At 60.3% G+C, this 19,494-nt stretch carries 15 protein-coding genes; 9 read left to right on the forward strand and 6 right to left on the reverse strand.

Going from position 1 to position 19,494, the window contains the following annotated elements:
* Window positions 1–101 precede the first annotated feature (101 nt).
* The 3 genes from FW764_RS23150 to FW764_RS23160 all read left to right on the forward strand — a co-directional run bounded on the left by FW764_RS23150 (window position 102) and on the right by FW764_RS23160 (window position 4,610).
* Window positions 102–1,316, forward strand: a complete 1,215-nt coding sequence (locus tag FW764_RS23150; RefSeq protein WP_446435892.1) for an MFS transporter — start codon at window positions 102–104, stop codon at window positions 1,314–1,316.
* Between the two features lie 81 nt (window positions 1,317–1,397).
* Window positions 1,398–2,249: a CAP domain-containing protein gene (locus FW764_RS23155; protein WP_446435893.1), complete on the forward strand. Its 852-nt coding sequence runs from the start codon at window positions 1,398–1,400 to the stop codon at window positions 2,247–2,249.
* A gap of 174 nt (window positions 2,250–2,423) precedes the next feature.
* The gene (locus tag FW764_RS23160) at window positions 2,424–4,610 is read left to right on the forward strand and encodes a response regulator (protein ID WP_446435894.1); all 2,187 of its coding nucleotides are present in this window, start codon (window positions 2,424–2,426) and stop codon (window positions 4,608–4,610) included.
* 3 nt (window positions 4,611–4,613) lie between these two features.
* Here FW764_RS23160 and FW764_RS23165 read toward each other — a convergent pair whose 3' ends face one another.
* From FW764_RS23165 to FW764_RS23180, 4 genes are all read right to left on the reverse strand, one after another.
* Window positions 4,614–5,780, reverse strand: coding sequence for a GGDEF domain-containing protein (locus FW764_RS23165; RefSeq protein WP_446435895.1), 1,167 nt, complete (start codon window positions 5,778–5,780; stop codon window positions 4,614–4,616).
* 51 nt (window positions 5,781–5,831) lie between these two features.
* A complete protein-coding gene (gene glgB / locus FW764_RS23170) occupies window positions 5,832–8,069 on the reverse strand; it encodes a 1,4-alpha-glucan branching protein GlgB (protein WP_446435896.1) in 2,238 nt (745 codons plus the stop codon).
* On the reverse strand, window positions 8,066–11,413 hold the full coding sequence (treS, locus tag FW764_RS23175) for a maltose alpha-D-glucosyltransferase (protein ID WP_446435897.1): 3,348 nt from the start codon (window positions 11,411–11,413) through the stop codon (window positions 8,066–8,068). The genes glgB and treS overlap by 4 nt, the downstream gene beginning before the upstream one ends.
* Before the next feature lie 95 nt (window positions 11,414–11,508).
* Window positions 11,509–13,497 carry an alpha-1,4-glucan--maltose-1-phosphate maltosyltransferase gene (locus tag FW764_RS23180; RefSeq protein WP_446435898.1) on the reverse strand — a complete coding sequence of 663 codons (1,989 nt, stop codon included), beginning with the start codon at window positions 13,495–13,497 and terminating at the stop codon, window positions 11,509–11,511.
* 206 nt (window positions 13,498–13,703) lie between these two features.
* On the opposite strand from FW764_RS23180, the gene FW764_RS23185 reads away from it, so the two are divergent.
* Together FW764_RS23185 and FW764_RS23190 are read left to right on the forward strand one after the other, a co-directional pair.
* Complete coding sequence (locus FW764_RS23185; RefSeq protein ID WP_446435899.1) at window positions 13,704–13,862, forward strand: hypothetical protein; 159 nt, start codon at window positions 13,704–13,706, stop codon at window positions 13,860–13,862.
* Between the two features lie 97 nt (window positions 13,863–13,959).
* Window positions 13,960–14,205, forward strand: a complete 246-nt coding sequence (locus FW764_RS23190) for a M10 family metallopeptidase C-terminal domain-containing protein (RefSeq protein ID WP_446435900.1) — start codon at window positions 13,960–13,962, stop codon at window positions 14,203–14,205.
* Here FW764_RS23190 and FW764_RS23195 read toward each other — a convergent pair.
* Window positions 14,197–14,709 (reverse strand): MgtC/SapB family protein, encoded by a 513-nt coding sequence (locus tag FW764_RS23195; protein ID WP_446435901.1) that lies wholly within the window; start codon window positions 14,707–14,709, stop codon window positions 14,197–14,199. The two genes, FW764_RS23190 and FW764_RS23195, sit on opposite strands and share 9 nt — an antisense overlap.
* Before the next feature lie 123 nt (window positions 14,710–14,832).
* On the opposite strand from FW764_RS23195, the gene FW764_RS23200 reads away from it, so the two are divergent.
* The 4 genes from FW764_RS23200 to FW764_RS23215 all read left to right on the forward strand — a co-directional run bounded on the left by FW764_RS23200 (window position 14,833) and on the right by FW764_RS23215 (window position 18,704).
* Complete coding sequence (locus tag FW764_RS23200) at window positions 14,833–15,072, forward strand: DUF3203 family protein (RefSeq protein ID WP_446435902.1); 240 nt, start codon at window positions 14,833–14,835, stop codon at window positions 15,070–15,072.
* A 184-nt stretch (window positions 15,073–15,256) separates the two neighbouring features.
* Window positions 15,257–16,666 carry a cytochrome c oxidase accessory protein CcoG gene (gene ccoG, locus FW764_RS23205; RefSeq protein WP_446435903.1) on the forward strand — a complete coding sequence of 470 codons (1,410 nt, stop codon included), beginning with the start codon at window positions 15,257–15,259 and terminating at the stop codon, window positions 16,664–16,666.
* A 72-nt stretch (window positions 16,667–16,738) separates the two neighbouring features.
* Window positions 16,739–18,148, forward strand: coding sequence for a GntR family transcriptional regulator MpaR (mapR, locus tag FW764_RS23210; protein ID WP_446435904.1), 1,410 nt, complete (start codon window positions 16,739–16,741; stop codon window positions 18,146–18,148).
* A gap of 91 nt (window positions 18,149–18,239) precedes the next feature.
* Window positions 18,240–18,704 (forward strand): hypothetical protein, encoded by a 465-nt coding sequence (locus FW764_RS23215; protein WP_446435905.1) that lies wholly within the window; start codon window positions 18,240–18,242, stop codon window positions 18,702–18,704.
* 11 nt (window positions 18,705–18,715) lie between these two features.
* On the opposite strand, the gene FW764_RS23220 is transcribed toward FW764_RS23215, so the two are convergent.
* On the reverse strand, window positions 18,716–19,462 hold the full coding sequence (locus FW764_RS23220) for an SDR family oxidoreductase (protein WP_446435906.1): 747 nt from the start codon (window positions 19,460–19,462) through the stop codon (window positions 18,716–18,718).
* Between the last annotated feature and the right edge of the window lie 32 nt (window positions 19,463–19,494).

Raw genomic sequence — 19,494 nt, forward strand, 5'->3', positions numbered from 1 at the left:
AAGGCGTTAGACGCAGGTATAGACTGCAAATCATGCGCCTTCCGCCATATTAGGCGACGACGTAGAGTTGCGACAGCTGCGTTCATTCAAGGAATTTCCCCATGCATCCCGCCTCAAAAGGCAGTCTCGTCAGCCTGTCGCTGTCCATGTTGCTCGCCTCACTCGGCACCAGCATCGCCAATGTCGGCCTGCCCCGTTTGGCGCAGGTGTTTGAGGCGTCGTTTCACGCGGTGCAATGGGTGGTGCTGGCGTACCTGCTGGCGATCACGGCAGTGATTGTCAGCGCCGGAAGGCTCGGCGACCGGCTGGGTCGGCGTCGGTTGCTGCTCGCCGGTTTGTTGCTGTTCGCCTTGGCCTGCGCGTCGTGCAGCTTCGCGCCCACGCTTGAATGGCTGATTGGCGCGCGCATCCTGCAAGGCCTGGGCGCCGCGATCATGATGGCAATGACCCTGGCAATGGTCGGCGACACAGTCACCCAGCAACGCACCGGCCGCGTAATGGGCTTGCTCGGCACGATGTCAGCCGTGGGCACGGCCATGGGCCCCAGCGTCGGCGGCGTGCTGCTCAGTGTGTGGGGCTGGCGCGCGTTGTTTCTGGTAGGCGTGCCACTGGGCTTGCTGGCCGCCACCCTCGCCTGGCGCTATTTGCCGGTGGATCGGCAGAGCCAGCCCCTGGCTGCGCGCGACACATTTTGGTCGCCATTACGAGACCTGAACTTGCGCGCCGGGTTGGCCATGAGTGCCTTAGTATCAGCAGTGATCATGACCACCTTCGTGGTCGGGCCGTTCTATCTCTCCCGTAGCCTGGGCCTGGACGCTGCCTGGATGGGCCTGGCGATGGCCGTCGGGCCCTGCGTCTCAGCCATCACCGGCGTGCCTGCAGGCCATCTCACCGACCGCCTGGGCAGCCAGCGCATGACCCTCACGGGGTTGGGCGTCATGGCCCTCGGTGCACTGTCGCTGTCGTTGGCCTCGGGACTGCTGGCTTACCTTGCCGCGCTGATGCTGCTGACGATGGGCTACAGCCTGTTCCAGGCCGCCAACAATACCGCGGTGATGAGCGATGTCGACACGTCACGCCGAGGCGCAGTCTCCGGCTTGCTGAACCTGTCACGCAACCTCGGCCTGATTTTCGGCGCGTGGGGACTGGGCGCGGTGTTTGCCTGGGCCAGCCCCGATGTGACTCGCGCGACGGCGCAGACCGTGGCTAATGGCCTGCACGCGACCTTCGCCGTCGCGCTGGCACTGATTGCCATCGCTGGCACCGTTGCCTGGCGCCGCCACAGTGCCGTAAACGGCCTGCAGAACACCCGTTGAGGCAAAAAAACAAAAAAGGCGTTGCGCCACACCGGGTTAAATCGCGCATCATGGGCACTTTCAAGCTCAAGGGTAATGTCCATGCGCGTGCTGTCATTGATGATGGGTCTTACGACGCTGGCCGCCAGTCTGGCGTTCTGCGCCAGCGCGATGGCGAATGAAGAAAGTCAGTTGGTGCAACAGATCAATCAATACCGCAGCCAGGTGCAGCGCTGCGGTGACCAAGGTTCCCAGGAACTGCCGCCGCTGGCCAGCGATACGCGGCTGGTGCTGCCGGCCACCAATGTCGGCGACTTGCAGCAGGCCTTGGCGCGGGCCGCGTACCCGATGGTCAATGTGCAGGCTATCAGCCTGTCCGGCCCCAAAAACGCCGAGGCGGCGATGAAGGCGGTGCGCGAAAGCTTCTGCCGCGTGGTACTCGACCCGCAATATGTCGACATCGGCGTGAGCAACAGCGGCCAGGACTGGCGCATCGTGCTCGCGCGCCCGCTGCTCTCCAGCGGCCTGGGCGATTGGCAAACCGAGGGCAAGCAATTGCTCAACCTGGTCAACGCTGCCCGTCAAACACCCCGTCAATGTGGCAGCCAAACGTTCACGGCGACCACACCATTGTCGTGGAACGACGACCTGGCCGGTGCCGCCAACAGCCATACACGCAATATGGCCAACGGCAACTTCTTCGACCACCTCGACCACGACGGACGCACCCCTGGCGATCGTGCAGAATTGGCCGGGTATATCGCAAAGAACATCGGCGAAAACATCGCAGCGGGCCTCGACACTCCGCGCAAGGTAGTCGACGGATGGCTCGCCAGCCCCGGCCATTGCGCCAACTTGATGAACCCGCAATTTCGCGAACTCGGCGCCGCTTACGCCATGGACCCGAAGAGTGATGCGGGGATTTATTGGACGGCGGTTTTCGGCGCGAAATAATCGCGGATCGGCGGCGTAGATCCCGCCGCACTTACCCCTTCATTTGAATGGAGCATCAAATTGCCATCTCATGGATAATAGCGCTGAACTGGCGGCGCTGATTCAGGTCTGTAGCTCAGATGTGCTGACACATTCCAGCGCCCCAGAGACCGTGGTAATTAAGGTGTTCACTCGATGATGAATTGGCTGCAAGGCAGCAGCGACATGGCTGAGAGGGTTCGTCAGTATAATTGGGCCGCTACGCCATTAGGCCCGCTGGAGCAATGGCCCGATGTACTCAAAACCACGGTAGCGCTGTGCTTTGCCTCAAGCTTTCCCCAATCCATCAATTGGGGACCGTCTCTGATCATGCTCTACAACGACGCGTTTATCCCGATCTTAGGCGACAAACCCGAGGCATTGGGGCGCCCGTTCAGTGAGGTGTGGAGCGAAGTCTGGGAAGAGATCAGCCCTATAGCCAACGCCGCCTTTGAAGGGCATGCGACCTATATCGACAACTATCCGCTGGTGATCGAGCGCGGTGCAGGTGCCGAACAAGCTTATTTCACCTTTTGCTACAGCCCGATTCGCGACTCGCTGGGCAAGGTCGTCGGCATGCTCGACACCGTCACCGAGACCACCGCCACCGTGTTTTTCGCCCGCCGCTTAACGGTGCTGGACGCCATCGGCAGCGCGGTGGCCAGCGCCACAGACGCTGAAGCCATCATGACCACCACCACGCGCCTGTTGGCCGAGCACCTGCACGTGTCCAACTGCGCTTACGCCGACATGGATGCCGACGAAGACGGCTTCACGATCCGGGGCAACTGGGCGGCACCCGGTTCGCCGAGTATTGTCGGGCGTTACAGCCTGGCGGCGTTCGGGGAACGGGCCGTGCGTTGCCTGCGGGCGGGTGAACCGTTTGTGGTGAGTGACAACCGCATGGAATTCACCCCCGAAGAGTCAGCGGCCTACCAGGCGTTGGGCGTCACGGCGACCGTGTGCTTACCGTTGATCAAGGACGGGCGCCTGACCGCGCTGATGTCCGTGCATCACCATTGCGCACGCGTCTGGTCGCCTTACGACCTGGCGTTGGTGGGTGAAGTCACCGAGCGCTCCTGGGCGCACATCGAACGCGTGCGCGCCGACGCCGCCGTGCGCGAGGGCTTGGCCGCCATTACCGAACTGAACGCCACCCTAGAGCAACGCGTAGAGGAACGCACCAGCGCCTTGACCCAAGCCGAGGCGGCATTGCACCAGTCGCAAAAGCTCGAAGCCATTGGCCAATTGACCGGCGGCGTGGCCCATGACTTCAACAATTTGTTGACGATCATTCGCTCCTCGGTGGATTTCCTGCGCCAGCCGGGGCTGTCCGAGGAGCGGCGCCAACGCTACATGAGCGCCGTTTCTGACACGGTTGAGCGCGCCAGCAAGCTCACCAGTCAGTTGCTCGCCTTTGCCCGTCGCCAACCGCTCAACCCGGAAGTCTTCGATGTGTGCGTTCGGGTCAGGAACATCGGCGAGATGCTCGAAAGCCTGACCGGCGCCCGCATCCATGTGCAGGTCGAGTTGCCGGAGCGCTCGTGCCATGTGCGCGTCGACCCCAGCCAGTTTGAAACCGCACTGATCAATATCGCACTGAATGCCCGCGACGCCATGGAAGGTCAAGGCACGCTGACGCTGCGGGTGTCGACCGTGGCGGCGCTGCCACGCATTCGTGGCGATGCCGAAGCCCACCAGCCGTTTGTGGCCATTGCGTTGGCCGACACCGGCATCGGGATCGGCAGCGGCACCGTCGAACGTATTTTCGAGCCTTTTTTCACCACCAAGGCCATCGGCAAAGGCACAGGTCTTGGTCTGTCGCAGGTGTTCGGGTTTGCCAAGCAGTCGGGCGGTAACATTGATGTGGCCAGCCACGTTGGCCAAGGCAGCGTCTTCACCCTTTACCTGCCCGAAGCCAAACCGCAGGCTGTGCAGCCCATCGCGCCGCAGGGCGACCACAGCTCGGCTCACAACACCGCGCTGCGCCACATTCTGATCGTCGAAGACAACCTGGAAGTCGGGCGTTTCGCCAATCAGATCTTGCAGGACCTGGGCTACCAGACCACCTGGGCCACCCATGCCGAGCAGGCACTGGCGCTGGCCGGCCCGGATGGCATGGCGTTCGACGCGATTTTTTCGGATGTGGTGATGCCGGGCATGACCGGCGTGGCGATGGCCAAGCTGTTGCGCCAAAGGCGGCCCGACCTGCCGGTGGTTCTTACATCAGGCTACAGCGAAGAGCTGGCTGACAGTGGTTACGAAGGTGTCGAGTTCCTGGCCAAGCCCTACTCTGCCGATCAGGTGGCACGCGCGTTGGCCAAGTCAATGCAGTCGAGCTGACGCTTACTCCGCCACCGCGACCTGGTTACGGCCCATGGCCTTGGCGCGGTACAGCGCCTTGTCAGCGGTATTCATCAGGCTATGCAGGTCTTGGTCGAGGCTGCGCGTAGTGGCAACCCCGAGGCTCGCGGTCAAGCCCTGCACCGGTTCGCAGGCCATGCCCGAAATCGCCTTGACCAGTTGCTCGGCGATACCCCGCGCGGTTTCCAATGAGGTATTGGGCAACAACACGGCAAACTCCTCGCCTCCAAGGCGGCCATACACATCAGCCTGACGAAACGACGCGCTGATCACGCCGCCAATTTGACGCAACACTTGGTCGCCAGCCTGGTGGCCATAGGTGTCGTTGATAGCCTTGAAGTGATCCATGTCCAGCATCAGCGCGCACAGCGGTTGCTGATTGTGGCGGCATTGCTCGTACAGCACCTGAGCGTGTTCGAAAAAAGCGCGCCGATTCATCAAACCAGTGAGTTCGTCGGTCTCGGCGGCGCGCGCCGAAATAGTGTGCGCACGCTCCATTTGTCGCGTCAGGCGAAAGGCTTTTTCCAGGGCATCCGAAAGCTTGCACGTGGCACTGGCGACGAAGGTTGAGAACACCAGCACAGCAATGGCCATACCCACCTGCATCGGCGAAGGCTGGAACAGCAGCCACACTGTGCACGGAAACAGCACCAGGGCCATGGAGCCCAGCGTCATATAACGATAGGCCGAATAACACGAAACGGCGCTGACCGACATGCCCACGGCAAACAGCATGACCAGCACTTGGGAGACACGGTCGTCCATGGGCATCACCGCCAATGCGCCAATGCCCCACACGCCCGCCGACAGCATCAGCGTCACCCAGTAACGGCGCTCCCAACGCTGGGGCGTACGCTTGTTAGTGGGACAACGAAACCATTCCAGGAACATCTTGATCCGCAACAGCGAGGTCACCGTCAGCACTGAAAGCCAGACCAGCATGACCTCGTGGTCAAAGCGATCCCAACACAGCCAGCAAAGCATGATGGCGGCCAGATAACTGCCGAAAATCGCGGAGAACGATTGGCGAAACAACTGGTGCAAACGGTCAGTTCGCACCTGCTTTTCGATAAAGCCATCTTGGTCCTGCCCACGTCCAAGGCCATTCATGAAGTACGCCTGTTTCGACTGCCACGACAAAGGCGCCATTGTGGCACCCTGCCAGTAGCGCGGACAACAGAATCCGCCATGATAGAGCCTTTAAAGCAGTTCCGGCCGCAGGATCAACACGCCCAATGGCGGCAAATTCAACGACAGCGACACCGGTTGCCCATGGTGCGGTTCATCTCGGGTAAACACCTCTCCCCCATTACCGTAATTGGAGCCAGCGTACGTATCGGCATCACTGTTTATCACCTCGCTCCAGCGCCCGGCAATCGGCACACCCACGCAATAGGCTTCACGTGGCACCGGGGTGAAGTTGGCGACGACCAGTACCGGCTTGCCGTCCCTGCTCCACCGCAACCAGGCATAAACACTGTTAATTGCGTCGTCGCCAATCAACCATTGGAAGCCTTGAGGCGCATCATCCTGTTCGTGCAGCGAGGGCTCTTCACGGTAGAGGCGGTTGAGGTCGCCAACCAGCTTTTGCACGCCCCGGTGTTCGGGATATTGCAGCAGGTACCAGTCCAGTTGCTGGTCGTGGTTCCACTCGCGCCATTGGCCGAATTCGCACCCCATGAACAGCAGTTTTTTGCCGGGGTGCATCCACATGAAGCTCAGGTAGGCCCGCAGGTTGGCGAACTTCTGCCAGCGGTCACCGGGCATCTTGTCGATCAACGAGTGTTTGCCGTGCACCACTTCATCGTGAGAGATCGGCAGGATAAAACGCTCGGACCAGGCATAGACCAGGCCGAAACTCAGCTCATTGTGATGATGAGCGCGATACACCGGGTCTTGCTGGATGTAATGCAACGAATCGTGCATCCAGCCCATGTTCCACTTGTAGTTAAAGCCCAGGCCACCTTGCTGGGTGCTCTGGCTGACACCCGGCCACGCCGTGGATTCTTCGGCAATCACCAACGCGCCCGCTGCTTCCAGGGCCACCACATCGTTCAGGTGGCGCAGGAAGTCGATGGCTTCCAGGTTCTCACGACCGCCATAGCGATTGGGCACCCACTCCCCAGCCTTGCGCGAATAGTCGCGATAGAGCATTGAAGCCACTGCATCCACGCGTAAACCGTCGACATGGAAATGCTTAAGCCAGTGCAGCGCCGAGGCCAGCATAAAACCGTGCACTTCCGTGCGGCCCAGGTTGTAGATCAGCGTGTCCCAATCCTGGTGGAAGCCTTCGAGCGGGTTGGCATATTCGTACAGCGCGGTGCCGTCGAACTGGGCCAAACCGTGAGTGTCGGTCGGGAAATGCGCCGGCACCCAGTCGAGGATCACGCCGATATTGGCCAGGTGCAGGGCATTGACGAAAAAGCCGAAATCTTCCGGTGAACCAAAACGCGCGCTCGGTGCGAACTGCGACAGCGCCTGGTAGCCCCATGAGCCGCCGAACGGGTGCTCCATGATCGGCATCAGCTCAATATGGGTAAAGCCCAATTGCTGCACATACGGAATCAAGCGCTCGGCCAGTTCGCGCCAACCGTACTGACGGGACACTTCGCCGGCCTCGTCCAGCTCGCATTGCCAGGAGCCCACGTGCAATTCATAGATCGACAGCGGCGCCGTGGGCTTTTGCTTGTCGGCACGCGTCTGCATCCACTCGTGGTCTTGCCAGTCCACCTGCAACGGCGCGGCGACTTTCGAGGCGGTGTCCGGCGGTAGTTGGGTAGCGAGTGCCATCGGGTCGGCCTTGAGCGGCAAAATCCCGTTGGCGCCGAGAATTTCATACTTGTAGGCCGCACCGGGCTGCAAGCGCGGGATAAAGATTTCCCACACTCCCGATGGGTGACGCAAGCGCATCGGATGGCGACGGCCATCCCATATATTGAAATCACCCACCACTGACACACGCCGAGCATTTGGCGCCCAGACGGCGAAGCGCACGCCCTGTATGCCATCGACGCTGGTCACCTGGGCGCCCAGGCAACTGCCGAGGTCACGGTGATTGCCTTCGGCAAACAGGTAAAGGTCCATTTCACCGAGGAGCAATTGGTTGAAGCTGTAAGGGTCTTCGGTGATCTGCTCACCGCCGGCCCACTGGATTTTCAGCAGGTAACCCTGGCGAGTGGCGAAATGCCCGACAAACAAGCCCGGCACCTGGGTCGCTTCCAGGCTGCCGATCGGCTCACCGCTGGCGCGCGCCAATACTTGAACACTCAAGGCCTCTGGCAGAAACGCGCGGATAAACTGCCCACCGTGCTCGTCATCATGTGGCCCCAGAATCGAGAACGGATCAGGGTGCTCGGCGCGAACCAGTGCCTCGATGTCCTTTGGCGCCGGCATTGCAGTCAACTTCGGTTGCAGCGGTTCTTTATTTGTAAAGCTCATGACGTCTCCCCACCGCGTGCAGTTTTCGATATAGGTGTTAGCCCGCTGAGCAGGCCGTGCAAACCTTGCAACGGCACCGGCAACCAGGTCGGGCGGTTTTCCGCTTCGTAGGCCACTTCGTACGCAGCCTTTTCCAGGCTGAACAACGTTAGCGCGGCGCTCTGGCCTTTGGCATCCTGCCAGTCATGCGCCAGTGTAGTCGTCGCCTGATGGTAAGCCTGGGTAAATGCCTCACGCGCTTCGCCCAGGTAACGGTCGGTCACGCGTTTGCGGGCGATATCCGCTTCGGGCGAGTGATCCACCCCTTGCACATTCAAGGCCATGGCGGCCGCGTAATCGAACGAGCGCAGCACGCCGCTCACATCTTTGTACGGGCTGTGTTTGCCGCGCCGTTCATGCAGCGGGCGCGCCGGTTCGCCTTCAAAGTCAATCAAGTAGGCATCGCCTTTGACCACCAGCACCTGACCCAGGTGCAAGTCACCGTGGACACGAATCCGCAAGCCGCCTGCCGTGGCTTTCGCCAAAGCTTGGACGTGACTGCCGATGGCTTTTTTCTGTGCCAGCAATTCACTGACCAGCGCCTGATCGGCTGGGTTCAATAGGTTTTGATGGAGCTTGAGCAAGTCCAGCGCACGGTCGATCTGCGCGCCGACATCCTTGGCCCAGGCCTGGGTGTCCTTGAGAGTGGTGGTTTGCGGCTTGAAGTCCATGTCGGTGGTTTTCGCCGCCAACACCACGTGCATTTCACCCAGGCGCTGGCCGAGCAGACCGGCGAAGTCTTGCAGCTCGCCCAGTGCGTTGTAGTGTTGCTCCTGTTCGGAAATGGCTTCAGCCAGTTCGTCGCGGATCGCGCGCTCCAGGCTGTTTTGGGTCCAGGACCAGGCATCCCCCTGGTTGCTGAGATAGCCCTGGGCGATCATCAGCAGGTTGTCTTCCCCTTGGGCATCACGGCGAATCATCGAACCCAGCAACGGCGAGATATTCGGGTAACCGGCTGCGGTCAAGTAGGCGCTCATTTCCAGCTCCGGGTGCACTCCGGCGGCGACTTTACGGATGAGTTTGAGCACCAGGCTCTCACCCACCACCACCGAACTGTTGGACTGCTCGGCCGCGAGGTAGCGCACCTGCGACTCCTCGCTCAATTGCAACTTAGCCAGATGCGCGGTGGCCTCAAAGCGCAGGTCGCCGTCGCGGGTGTTAAGCACTGTGCCAGCCTGCAAGCCTTGAATGACCGCGCGGATAAAGTGTTCGAGGCTGAACGCATCAGTCACCAAGCCAACCTGACGCGCACGGCGCACACGGGCCAACGCCAATTGCTGCGGCAAGGCACTGGTGAACTGGTCTTCCCCGAGAAAGCCGAACGGCAGTTGATAGCGATTAACCTGACCACCGCTGCTCACCAAGATCTCACTGAGTAGCACTGGGTGCTGCGGGTCACCAAAGCGCACGCCGTAGGCAATGCGCACACTGTCGATGGCCGTGTCTTTGCCGGCAAACCAGCGACGCTTGGGCAACCAGGCGGGTAGCGACGTCTGCTCCAGCGTGGTGCGGCAGGATTCTTCGAGTAACTCTTCCATGCGTTTTTTCAGCACCAGCGTGGTGAAGTCCGGAATGCTTTGCGCCGGCTCCACATGCCAGCTTGGCATCTGGTTTTCCGCCGCCAGCACGAACCAATAGAACCCGTACGGCGCCAGGGTCAGCAGGAAATTCAGTTGGCCGATCGGTGGAAATGCATTACCGCCAAGCATCTCTACCGGCACCATGCCCGCAAAGGCCGACAAGTCCAGCTCGGCGGCCTGGGCACTGCGCGACACGTTGGCCACGCACAGGATGAGTTCAGTACGCCCGTCTTCCCCAGTGAATTCACGGGTATAAGCCAGGATGCGGCGGTTGCTCGGCGAGAGCATTTTCAAGCTGCCACGGCCAAAGGCCTTGGACTGCTTGCGCACCGCGAGCATGCGCCGAGTCCAGTTCAGCAGCGAATGCGGGTCCTGGGCTTGAGTTTCGACGTTGACCGACTGATAGCCGTAAAGCGGGTCCATGATCGGCGGCAACACCAGGCTGGCCGGGTCGGCGCGTGAGAAGCCACCGTTACGGTCGATAGACCACTGCATCGGCGTGCGCACGCCGTCGCGATCGCCCAGGTAGATGTTGTCGCCCATGCCGATTTCATCGCCGTAATACAGGGTCGGTGTGCCCGGCATCGACAGCAACAGGCTGTTGAGCAACTCCACACGGCGGCGGTCACGCTCCACCAACGGCGCCAGGCGCCGACGAATGCCCAGGTTGATCCGCGCGCGGCGGTCAGCCGCGTAGTAGTTCCACAGGTAGTCGCGCTCTTTATCAGTGACCATTTCCAGGGTCAGCTCATCATGGTTGCGCAGGAAGATCGCCCATTGGCAGTTGGCGGGGATCTCCGGGGTTTGACGGAGAATATCGGTAATGGGAAAGCGATCTTCCTGGGCCAAGGCCATGTACATGCGCGGCATCAGCGGAAAATGGAACGCCATATGGCACTCATCGCCGTCATCGCCTTTTTTGTCGCCAAAGTACAGCTGCGTGTCTTCCGGCCACTGGTTAGCTTCAGCGAGCAGCATGCGGTCCGGGTAATGCGCGTCGATCTCGGCGCGGATCTGTTTGAGGACATCGTGGGTTTCCGGCAGGTTCTCGTTGTTGGTGCCGTCGCGCTCGATCAAGTACGGGATAGCATCCAGGCGCAGGCCGTCTATGCCCATGTCCAGCCAGTAGCGCATCACCGACAGCACCGCTTTCATCACCTGCGGGTTATCGAAGTTGAGGTCCGGCTGGTGCGAATAGAACCGGTGCCAGAAGTACTGGCCGGCGACCGGGTCCCAGGTCCAGTTGGACTTCTCGGTGTCGAGGAAGATGATGCGGGTGCCGTCGTATTTCTGGTCGTCGTCGGACCACACATAGAAGTCCCTTGCCGCCGAACCTGGCTTGGCTTTGCGCGCGCGCTGGAACCAAGGGTGCTGATCGGAGGTGTGGTTGATCACCAGTTCGGTAATAACCCGCAGCCCGCGCTTGTGGGCTTCGGCGATAAAACGCTTGGCGTCGGCCAGGGTCCCGTAATCGCTGTGCACACCTCGATATTCGGCGATGTCATAGCCATCATCACGGCGTGGCGAGGGGTAGAACGGCAACAGCCAGATGGTGTTCACGCCCAGGTCGGCGATGTAGTCGAGCTTGGCGATCAGCCCAGGAAAATCACCGATGCCGTCGTTGTTGGAGTCGAAATAGGACTTGACGTGAACCTGGTAGATCACCGCGTCCTTGTACCAGAGCGGGTCTTTAATGAAGGTGGCAGCCTTGGGTTTCTTCGCCATTGGATACTCCTGAAAATTCGAGAAATCTTGCGAACTAAACCGGATCAATGTGGAGCGGGGCTTGCTCCCCTGCCACACTTGGAACGTCGCCGGGCTCAGGAAACGGTGATTCTCCAGATGCCAAACGGCATCTGCGGGTCAAGGCGCGTCCACTGGGTCTTGCCGTACCAGGTCCAGCGATGGCCGCTCATCAAGTCTTCGCCTTGGGTCTGGGCATCATCGGGCAAGCCCATTTCCCACAGCGGTAACTCAAAATGCGCCTCCTGGGCGTTGAAAGGGTCAAGGTTGACGGCGACGAGAACGAAATTGCTGGCGTCTTCACTGCGCTTGCCGAAGTACAGGATGTTGTCGTTCCAAGCGTTGTAGAGCTTCAAGCCCAGGTGCGTTTGCAACGCCGGGTTCTGACGACGAATGCGGTTGAGCTGGGCGATCTCGGCAATGATGTTGCCGGTCGCCGTGAAGTCGCGCGGGCGGATCTCGTACTTCTCCGAATCCAAGTACTCTTCCTTGCCCGGCACAGGCGCCGCTTCGCACAGCTCGAAACCCGAATACATGCCCCACAGGCCCGAGCCCATGGTGGCGAGCGCGGCGCGGATCAGAAAGCCCGAGCGGCCCGACTCATGCAAGAAGCCTGGGTTGATATCCGGCGTATTGACGAAAAAGTTCGGCCGGTAGCACTCGCGCCACGGTGAGTCATTCAATTGCGCGAAGTATTCGCTCAGTTCCGCCTTGGTGTTGCGCCAGGTGAAATAGGTGTAACTCTGCGAGTACCCGACCTTGCCCAGGCGCGCCATCATCGCTGGCGTGGTAAACGCCTCGGCCAGGAAGATGACGTCCGGGTGCTTGGCGCGCACATCACTGATCAGCCATTGCCAGAATGGCAGCGGCTTGGTGTGCGGGTTATCGACGCGAAAGGTCTTCACGCCCTCTTCCACCCAACCCACCACAACGTCGCGCAGCTCTGTCCACAGGCTCGGGATCGAGTCGGCAGCGTAGAAATCAACGTTAACGATGTCCTGGTATTTTTTCGGCGGGTTTTCCGCGTATTTGATCGTGCCGTCCGGGCGCCAGTTGAACCAGCCAGGGTGCTGTTTAAGCCACGGGTGGTCTTGGGAGCACTGGATCGCGAAGTCGAGCGCGATTTCCAGGCCGTGGTCAGCGGCGGCCTTGACCAGGCGCCGGAAGTCATCACGGCTGCCCAGTTGTGGGTGAATGGCTTCATGGCCACCCTCCTCACTGCCAATCGCGTACGGGCTGCCTGGGTCATCCGGGCCCGCCGTCAGGGAATTATTCTTGCCTTTGCGATGGCTGCGTCCAATCGGGTGGATGGGCGGGAAGTACAGTACGTCAAAGCCCATGTCATGGATCATCGAAAGCCGTGAGTGCACATCGTTGAAGGTGCCGTGGCGTGCAGGATCGTCGGTGATAGAGCGGGGAAACAACTCGTACCAACTGGCAAACTGCGCAGCCTCACGCTCGACATCAATCAGATAGGCGGGGCTGACACTTAAGTAGGCGCGATGGTCGGCCTGGGTCATCAAGTGCGCACTGTCTTCGTGCAGGAATTGCGCGACCTGCTCGGTTTCCAGCAGGCCGGACAGTTCGTGGTGCAACAGCATCAGACGCTCGCGCAGTTCATTGTCACTGCGCTCGGCCGCCTGCAACACCAGGCTGCGGCCTTCCTGCAACTCCAGGCTCACCGGCACCCCGGCCTCGTGCTTCTTGCGCAACTCGTAGCAGAAGCTGGCGAACGTATCGATCCAGGCTTCGATGCAATATTCGTGGGGGCCTTGCTGGGTCACAGTAAACGCGCCTTCCCAGCCATTGTTACCCACGTCGGCCATGACCACGCTGTGCCAGCTTTCATCCTGCAGCGGGCGCCAGCGAACCAGCACGGCGAGCGTGTCATGACCATCGGCAAACACCTTGCTGGTGACGTTGACGCGTTGGCCAACCACCGCCTTTACCGCAAATTCGCCGCCGTCGATCACGGGCGCGGTGCTTTCGATAGCAATCCTGGGCAACAACAGCGCCTGGGACAGTGGCAATAAAGAATCATCTGGAGCGAGTGTTTCAGCAGTCATCGAGCATCTTCCCCTTACGCCCTGTGGACGCTCTTTGCTTGATCCGAATTCTGATACGGCAGCACTCTCCCTGAGCAGGGCCGTAATAGGTCCGAACCTGCTGCCCGTGGAAAAGTTCAGGTGGATATGTCGCCATTGAGCGGGGGGAATCAAAACTCCCCGGCGGTTGTCCACCGATAGAGCAAAGCACAAAGGAGGCCATACCGATGAATATCCCGATTCCGGCTGAAACACCTGACCCCAACATTGACGACCCGAGCCTGCCGCCGACTGAGGCGCCGCCGATTCCTGAACAGGAACCCCCTGAGAATGAGCCGCCGCCGGTGCAGGAACCCCCAACAAGCGAGCCGCCGGTCGTCCTTTGACGCACGTCTCGCCCGTCCAGCGTCCGCTCGTGAGGTCAGCATATTGCTGGCTGTCGAACCACAGGCCACGAGCGGCCCCTGATGGTCGAATCCACCCTTGCCCCCCTGCGAAATCAACAACTTCGTAACTGATCGAGACAAACTCGACGTCACCGGTATTCGCAGGCCACTCACTAAACCGCTGCAGTGCGTCAACCAGCTATCGGGCGCCAGCGGCGAAATACACGTGAAATACTCGCGCGCCAATAACGCCAGTGTTCTGGTGAGTTCAGGCAACCGAGGCGAGCCCGCATTGGTTGCAACGATATTCGGCCAGGTGAAAGAAAAGCACCTATTAGCCTGATCGATGATCATCATTGCTCTCGAAAGCTCTGACGATCCGAGGCATCACACTGAACACCATCAAGGCCAACAGCGTACTGAGCACTGCTGTCGATTCGCGTCCCATACCGGCAGCCACGCCAATCGCAGCGGTCATCCACAGGCCGGCAGCGGTGGTCAGGCCTCTGACATACTGGCCCTCCTCATCTTCCTTGCCTTTGAGGATCGTGCCAGCACCGAGAAACCCTACCCCCGCGATTACCCCCTGCACCACCCGGCTCATGGCATCGGCTTGATTGCCGGACATCTGTGGCACCAACACAAACAATGCCGCGCCCAATGCCACCAGCATGTGGGTACGTACGCCCGCCGCCTTGCCCTTGTGCTCGCGCTCAAAGCCGAGAATGCCGCCCAGGATCGCGGCGATCAGCAGGCGCACGGTAATCTGGGTGAGTTGCTTGGCATCGCCAATGTCGGCGAATTCAGCGTGCAGGGTTTGCCACACGTCTTGCCACCAGGCGTCCATGGAAGCGCTCCTTTTTCAGGGTTGGTAAACAGATGGACAGCGGCGACCGCCAGTCAGTTGCCTTGAACGCTTGGCCACACCGCAAACCCTAACGATCCCACGCCTATGGAAAAGGACATCACCATGCCTGTACGCATTGACAACCAGACGTGCTACTTCAAGGTCGACGAAATCGGCCCGGAATGCAGCCTGCCCACACCTGAAGTGACGGTGAGTACCGACAGCCTCAAGGCCATGTCTTTCGTGGTGTTGAATGAGGAACGGATCTACATCACCGAAGCCGAGGCCGACGCCTTGACCGTCGCCGGCGCCATAGACGGGCGCAGACACCTGAAGGCGACCGACAGTGATTCGGTGATTTAATTGATCTGTATCAGCACCCGCTCAATAACGCTGCACTCCAGGCGCCACCGGGTGCAGCAGATCGTCGCAGGCCTGCGGGCGTACACAATCTGATCCGCTTTTTATCGCCATAGCTGAGCCTGTTATGCAAACAGAGCGCCGTGCATAGTTCATTCGCCTGATGGAGGCTGATGAGCGAATGACCATGAGCGAAAGAATCCCAACCGTGGAAACCTTTGAGCCCATACACCCAAAGAAGGTGAAGGCCAAATCGAGCGACAACCTGATCCATACCCGTAGTTTCAGCGGCCTGTTCCGCACCTTGCGCGTAAGCGGCGCCGCTGTGCTGTTCCTGACCTTTTTCGGGACTGTGTGGCTGAGCTGGGGTGGGCGCCAAGCGGTGCTGTGGGACTTGGCCGAAAGCAAATTCCACATATTCGGTGCAACCTTCTGGCCACAGGACTTCATCCTGCTGTCGGCACTGCTGATCATCTGCGCCTTCGGCTTGTTCGCTATCACCGTGTTCGCCGGCCGCGTGTGGTGCGGCTACACCTGTCCGCAAAGCTCGTTTACCTGGCTGTTCATGTGGTGTGAGAAAGTCACCGAAGGCGAACGCAACCAGCGCATCAAGCTGCAAGCGGCGCCGTGGAGCCTGAACAAACTGGTGCGACGCTCAGCCAAACATACTTTGTGGCTGGGCATCAGCGTGCTCACCGGGCTGACCTTCGTCGGTTACTTCACGCCCATTCGCCCTTTGGCCTTGGAGTTGCTGACCTGGCAAATGGGCGGTGTAAGCCTGTTCTGGGTCTTGTTCTTCACCGCTGCCACCTACCTCAATGCTGGCTGGCTGCGTGAAGCGGTGTGCATGCACATGTGCCCGTATGCACGCTTCCAGAGCGTGATGTTCGACAAAGACACCCTGACCATCTCCTACGACACGGCACGGGGAGAACACCGCGGGCCACGCAAACGTGAGGTGACGCCTGCCGACGTCGGCCTCGGTGACTGCATCGACTGCCAGCTGTGCGTGCAAGTGTGCCCCACCGGCATCGACATCCGTGACGGCCTGCAGATGGAATGTATCGGCTGCGCGGCCTGCATCGACGCTTGCGATTCGATCATGGACAAAATGGGTTATGCCCGTGGCCTGGTGAGATATTCCTCCGAACACCAACTGCAAGGTGGCAAGACTCACCTGCTCAGGCCGAGGCTGATCGGCTACAGTGCTGTGTTGCTGGTGATGATTGGCGCGTTAGTCATGGCGTTGGTGGGGCGGCCGATGGTGTCGCTCGACGTGACCAAGGACCGTGGCATGTTCCGCGAAAACAGCCAGGGACTGATCGAAAACATCTACAGCCTCAAGGTCATCAACAAGACCCAGCAGCGCCAGGACTACCGTCTGGAGCTGGTCGAGGCCGACGGCTTCCAGTTACAAGGCAAGACCGAGATCAGCCTGGCGCCAGGGGAAATCAGCGATGTACCCGTGTCGGTGGCGTTGTTGGCAGACAAACCGGCGAGCAGTTCGCAAACCCTGCGATTCAAAGTCACAGATGTGGACGAGCCGTGGATCTACAGTGCTGCCGACAGCCGCTTCGTGGCGCCGATGAACCGCTGAGGTCTGCGTTTTGAACGCGCCGAGGGCCCATTTTATGCCAGTGTCCCCACGCTGAAATTGTTTAAGGTTTCCATGAAACGCTACGAAAAATTCGCCGATGACATCGCAGAACTGATCCGCTCCGGCGTCCTCGGGCCCGGCCAGCGGGTGCCGTCGGTACGCTATGCAAGCCAGACCTACGGCGTCAGCCCGTCCACGGTGTTCCAGGCTTACTACCTGCTGGAGCGCCGCGGCCTGATTCGCGCACGACCGCGTTCCGGTTACTTCGTCAACACCCATGCGCCGAGTCCGTTTTCCGAGCCAGTGGTGAGCGAGCACGTGCATGAGTCCACAGAGGTGGATGTGAGCGAACTGGTGTTCTCGGTGCTCGATTCCATCAAGGACCCCAACACCGTGCCCTTCGGCTCGGCCTTCCCCAGCCCGATGCTGTTTCCGCTGCCGCGCCTGGCCCGCTCCCTGGCCAGTGCCAGCCGCGAGATGGACCCCCGCCTGGTGGTCACCGACATGTCCCCCGGCAACCCGCAACTGCGCAGGCAAATTGCCCTGCGTTACATGGTCGGCGGCCTGATGCTGCCCATGGAAGAACTGCTGATCACCAACGGCGCCCTCGAAGCGCTGAACCTGTGCCTGCAGGCTGTGACCGAGCCGGGCGACCTGGTCGCTATTGAAGCGCCGGCCTTTTATGCCTGCCTGCAAGTACTTGAGCGCCTGAAGCTAAAAGCGGTGGAAATCCCCGTGCACCCGCGTGATGGCATCGACCTCAACGCCTTGGCGCAAAGCCTTGAGCGCTACCCGATCAAGGCCTGCTGGACCATGACCAGCTTCCAGAACCCCATGGGCGCCACCCTGCCGGAAGCCAAGAAACAGGCGCTGGTGGAACTGCTGCGCGGCCATCAAGTGCCACTGATCGAAGATGATGTCTATGCAGAGTTGTATTACGGGCAACACGCGCCGAAACCGGCCAAAGCCTTCGATACCGAAGGTTTGGTCATGCACTGCGGCTCCTTTGCCAAGAGCCTGGCCCCGGGTTACCGCGTCGGCTGGGTAGCGGCCGGGCGCTATGCGCAGAAGGTCGAGCGCTTGAAGTTGATGACCTCGTTGTGCCCCTCGATGCCGGCCCAGGCGGCCATTGCCGATTACCTGCAACACGGCGGCTACGACCGGCACCTGCGTAAATTGCGCTATGCGCTGGAGGAACAGCAAAGCGCCATGCTGGCGGCCATCGCCCGTTACTTCCCGGCACAGACCCGGGTCAGCCAGCCGGCCGGCGGGTATTTTTTGTGGCTGGAATTGCCGGAGCAAATTGACTCACTGAAGCTGTTCCAGATGGCCTTGGCGCAAGGCATCAGCATTGCGCCAGGGCCAATATTTTCGGCAACCCAGCGCTTCAGGAATTGCATTCGCTTGAACTATGGCAGCCCGTGGACCGAGGCGTCGGAGCAGGCGATGGTAACGCTGGGGCGGATTGTGCGGTCGTTCTAGGCCGGAACCAACATGGGAAAAAACCACACACAAGGCACACTCTTCGTAAATAGCGAAGTGTGCTATCCCTGGTTCAACTTGGAGGTTTTCCGTGAGCATATCCACACCTGGCCGCCACGCACTGCTGCCCATCCCACCCCACTACATGCATGCGGCCGAGCAGAATCAACTACGCGAGATGACAGGACCTGCTGGCCGCCCGACGGCTGACCATCGCTCGGCAGACCGGATTATCGAGCAAAGCCCGGTAATGAAACACTTCCTGGAAGGGCGCGATCATTACCAGATCAGTGATGACCTTATGAAGCAGGTCGGCGACTGGACTGACGCCAATCCAGACCCCGAGGCCAGGGCCGATGCAGCCTGCGACTTGGACAAAGTATTGCGGTTCATCGACAACGTGGACGATCGTGTCCTCAATGGCAGTCATAGCCGCAACGGCCGCATTGATGGTTTCGACAAACGTGGCTATGGCAGCGTAGAAAACTCAGAAGCCGGGCTGCTCACCGCCTTTTCCCGCCAAGGGTATGAAGTGCTGCGCAGTCTGGCGACCTGAAGATCGAATCGTTAACGCCCGCCGCCTAAATCCAAAAACGTCCCGGTGGTGTAGGAAGCCTTATCCGACAGCAACCAGATAATCGCCTCCGCCACTTCATCGGGGCGCCCGCCACGGGCCATGGGAATGCCCGACTCCAGTTTGCTGACGCGGTCCGGGTCACCACTGAGGGCGTGGAAGTCGGTAAAGATATAGCCGGGGCGCACCGCATTGACGCGAATCCCTTCGCCCGCCACCTCTTTCGACAGGCCGATGGTAAAGGTGTCCAGCGCGCCTTTGGAGGCCGCATAGTCGACGTATTCACCCGGCGAACCCAGGCGCGCCGCCACCGACGACACGTTGACGATACTGCCGCCTTGTCCGCCATGCTTGGGTGACATGCGCAGCACCGCATGCTTGGCGCACAGGATCGGCCCGAGCACGTTGGTCTTCATGATCTTCAAGATGCGAAATTCAGACATCTCATCGACCCGCGACTTGTGCCCTACGGTGCCAGCGTTGTTCACCAACGCAGTGACACGGCCCAGTTCGGCATCCACGCGACTGAACAGCGCGATCACTTCATCTTCGATGCTGATATCCGCACGCACCGCAATCGCCTGGGCACCCAGGCCGCGAATCTGTTCCAGCACACTATGGGCGGCTTTTTCGTCGGACTGGTAGTTGATGCAGATACGGTAGCCCTCGCGAGCAGCCAGCAATGCGGTCTCGGCGCCGATGCCACGGCTGCCCCCGGTGATGATGATGACTTTGTCCATGCGTGTGGCCTCCTGATTCAACCTGATGGTTA

The sequence above is a fragment of the Pseudomonas sp. 1152_12 genome, assembly GCF_052850675.1.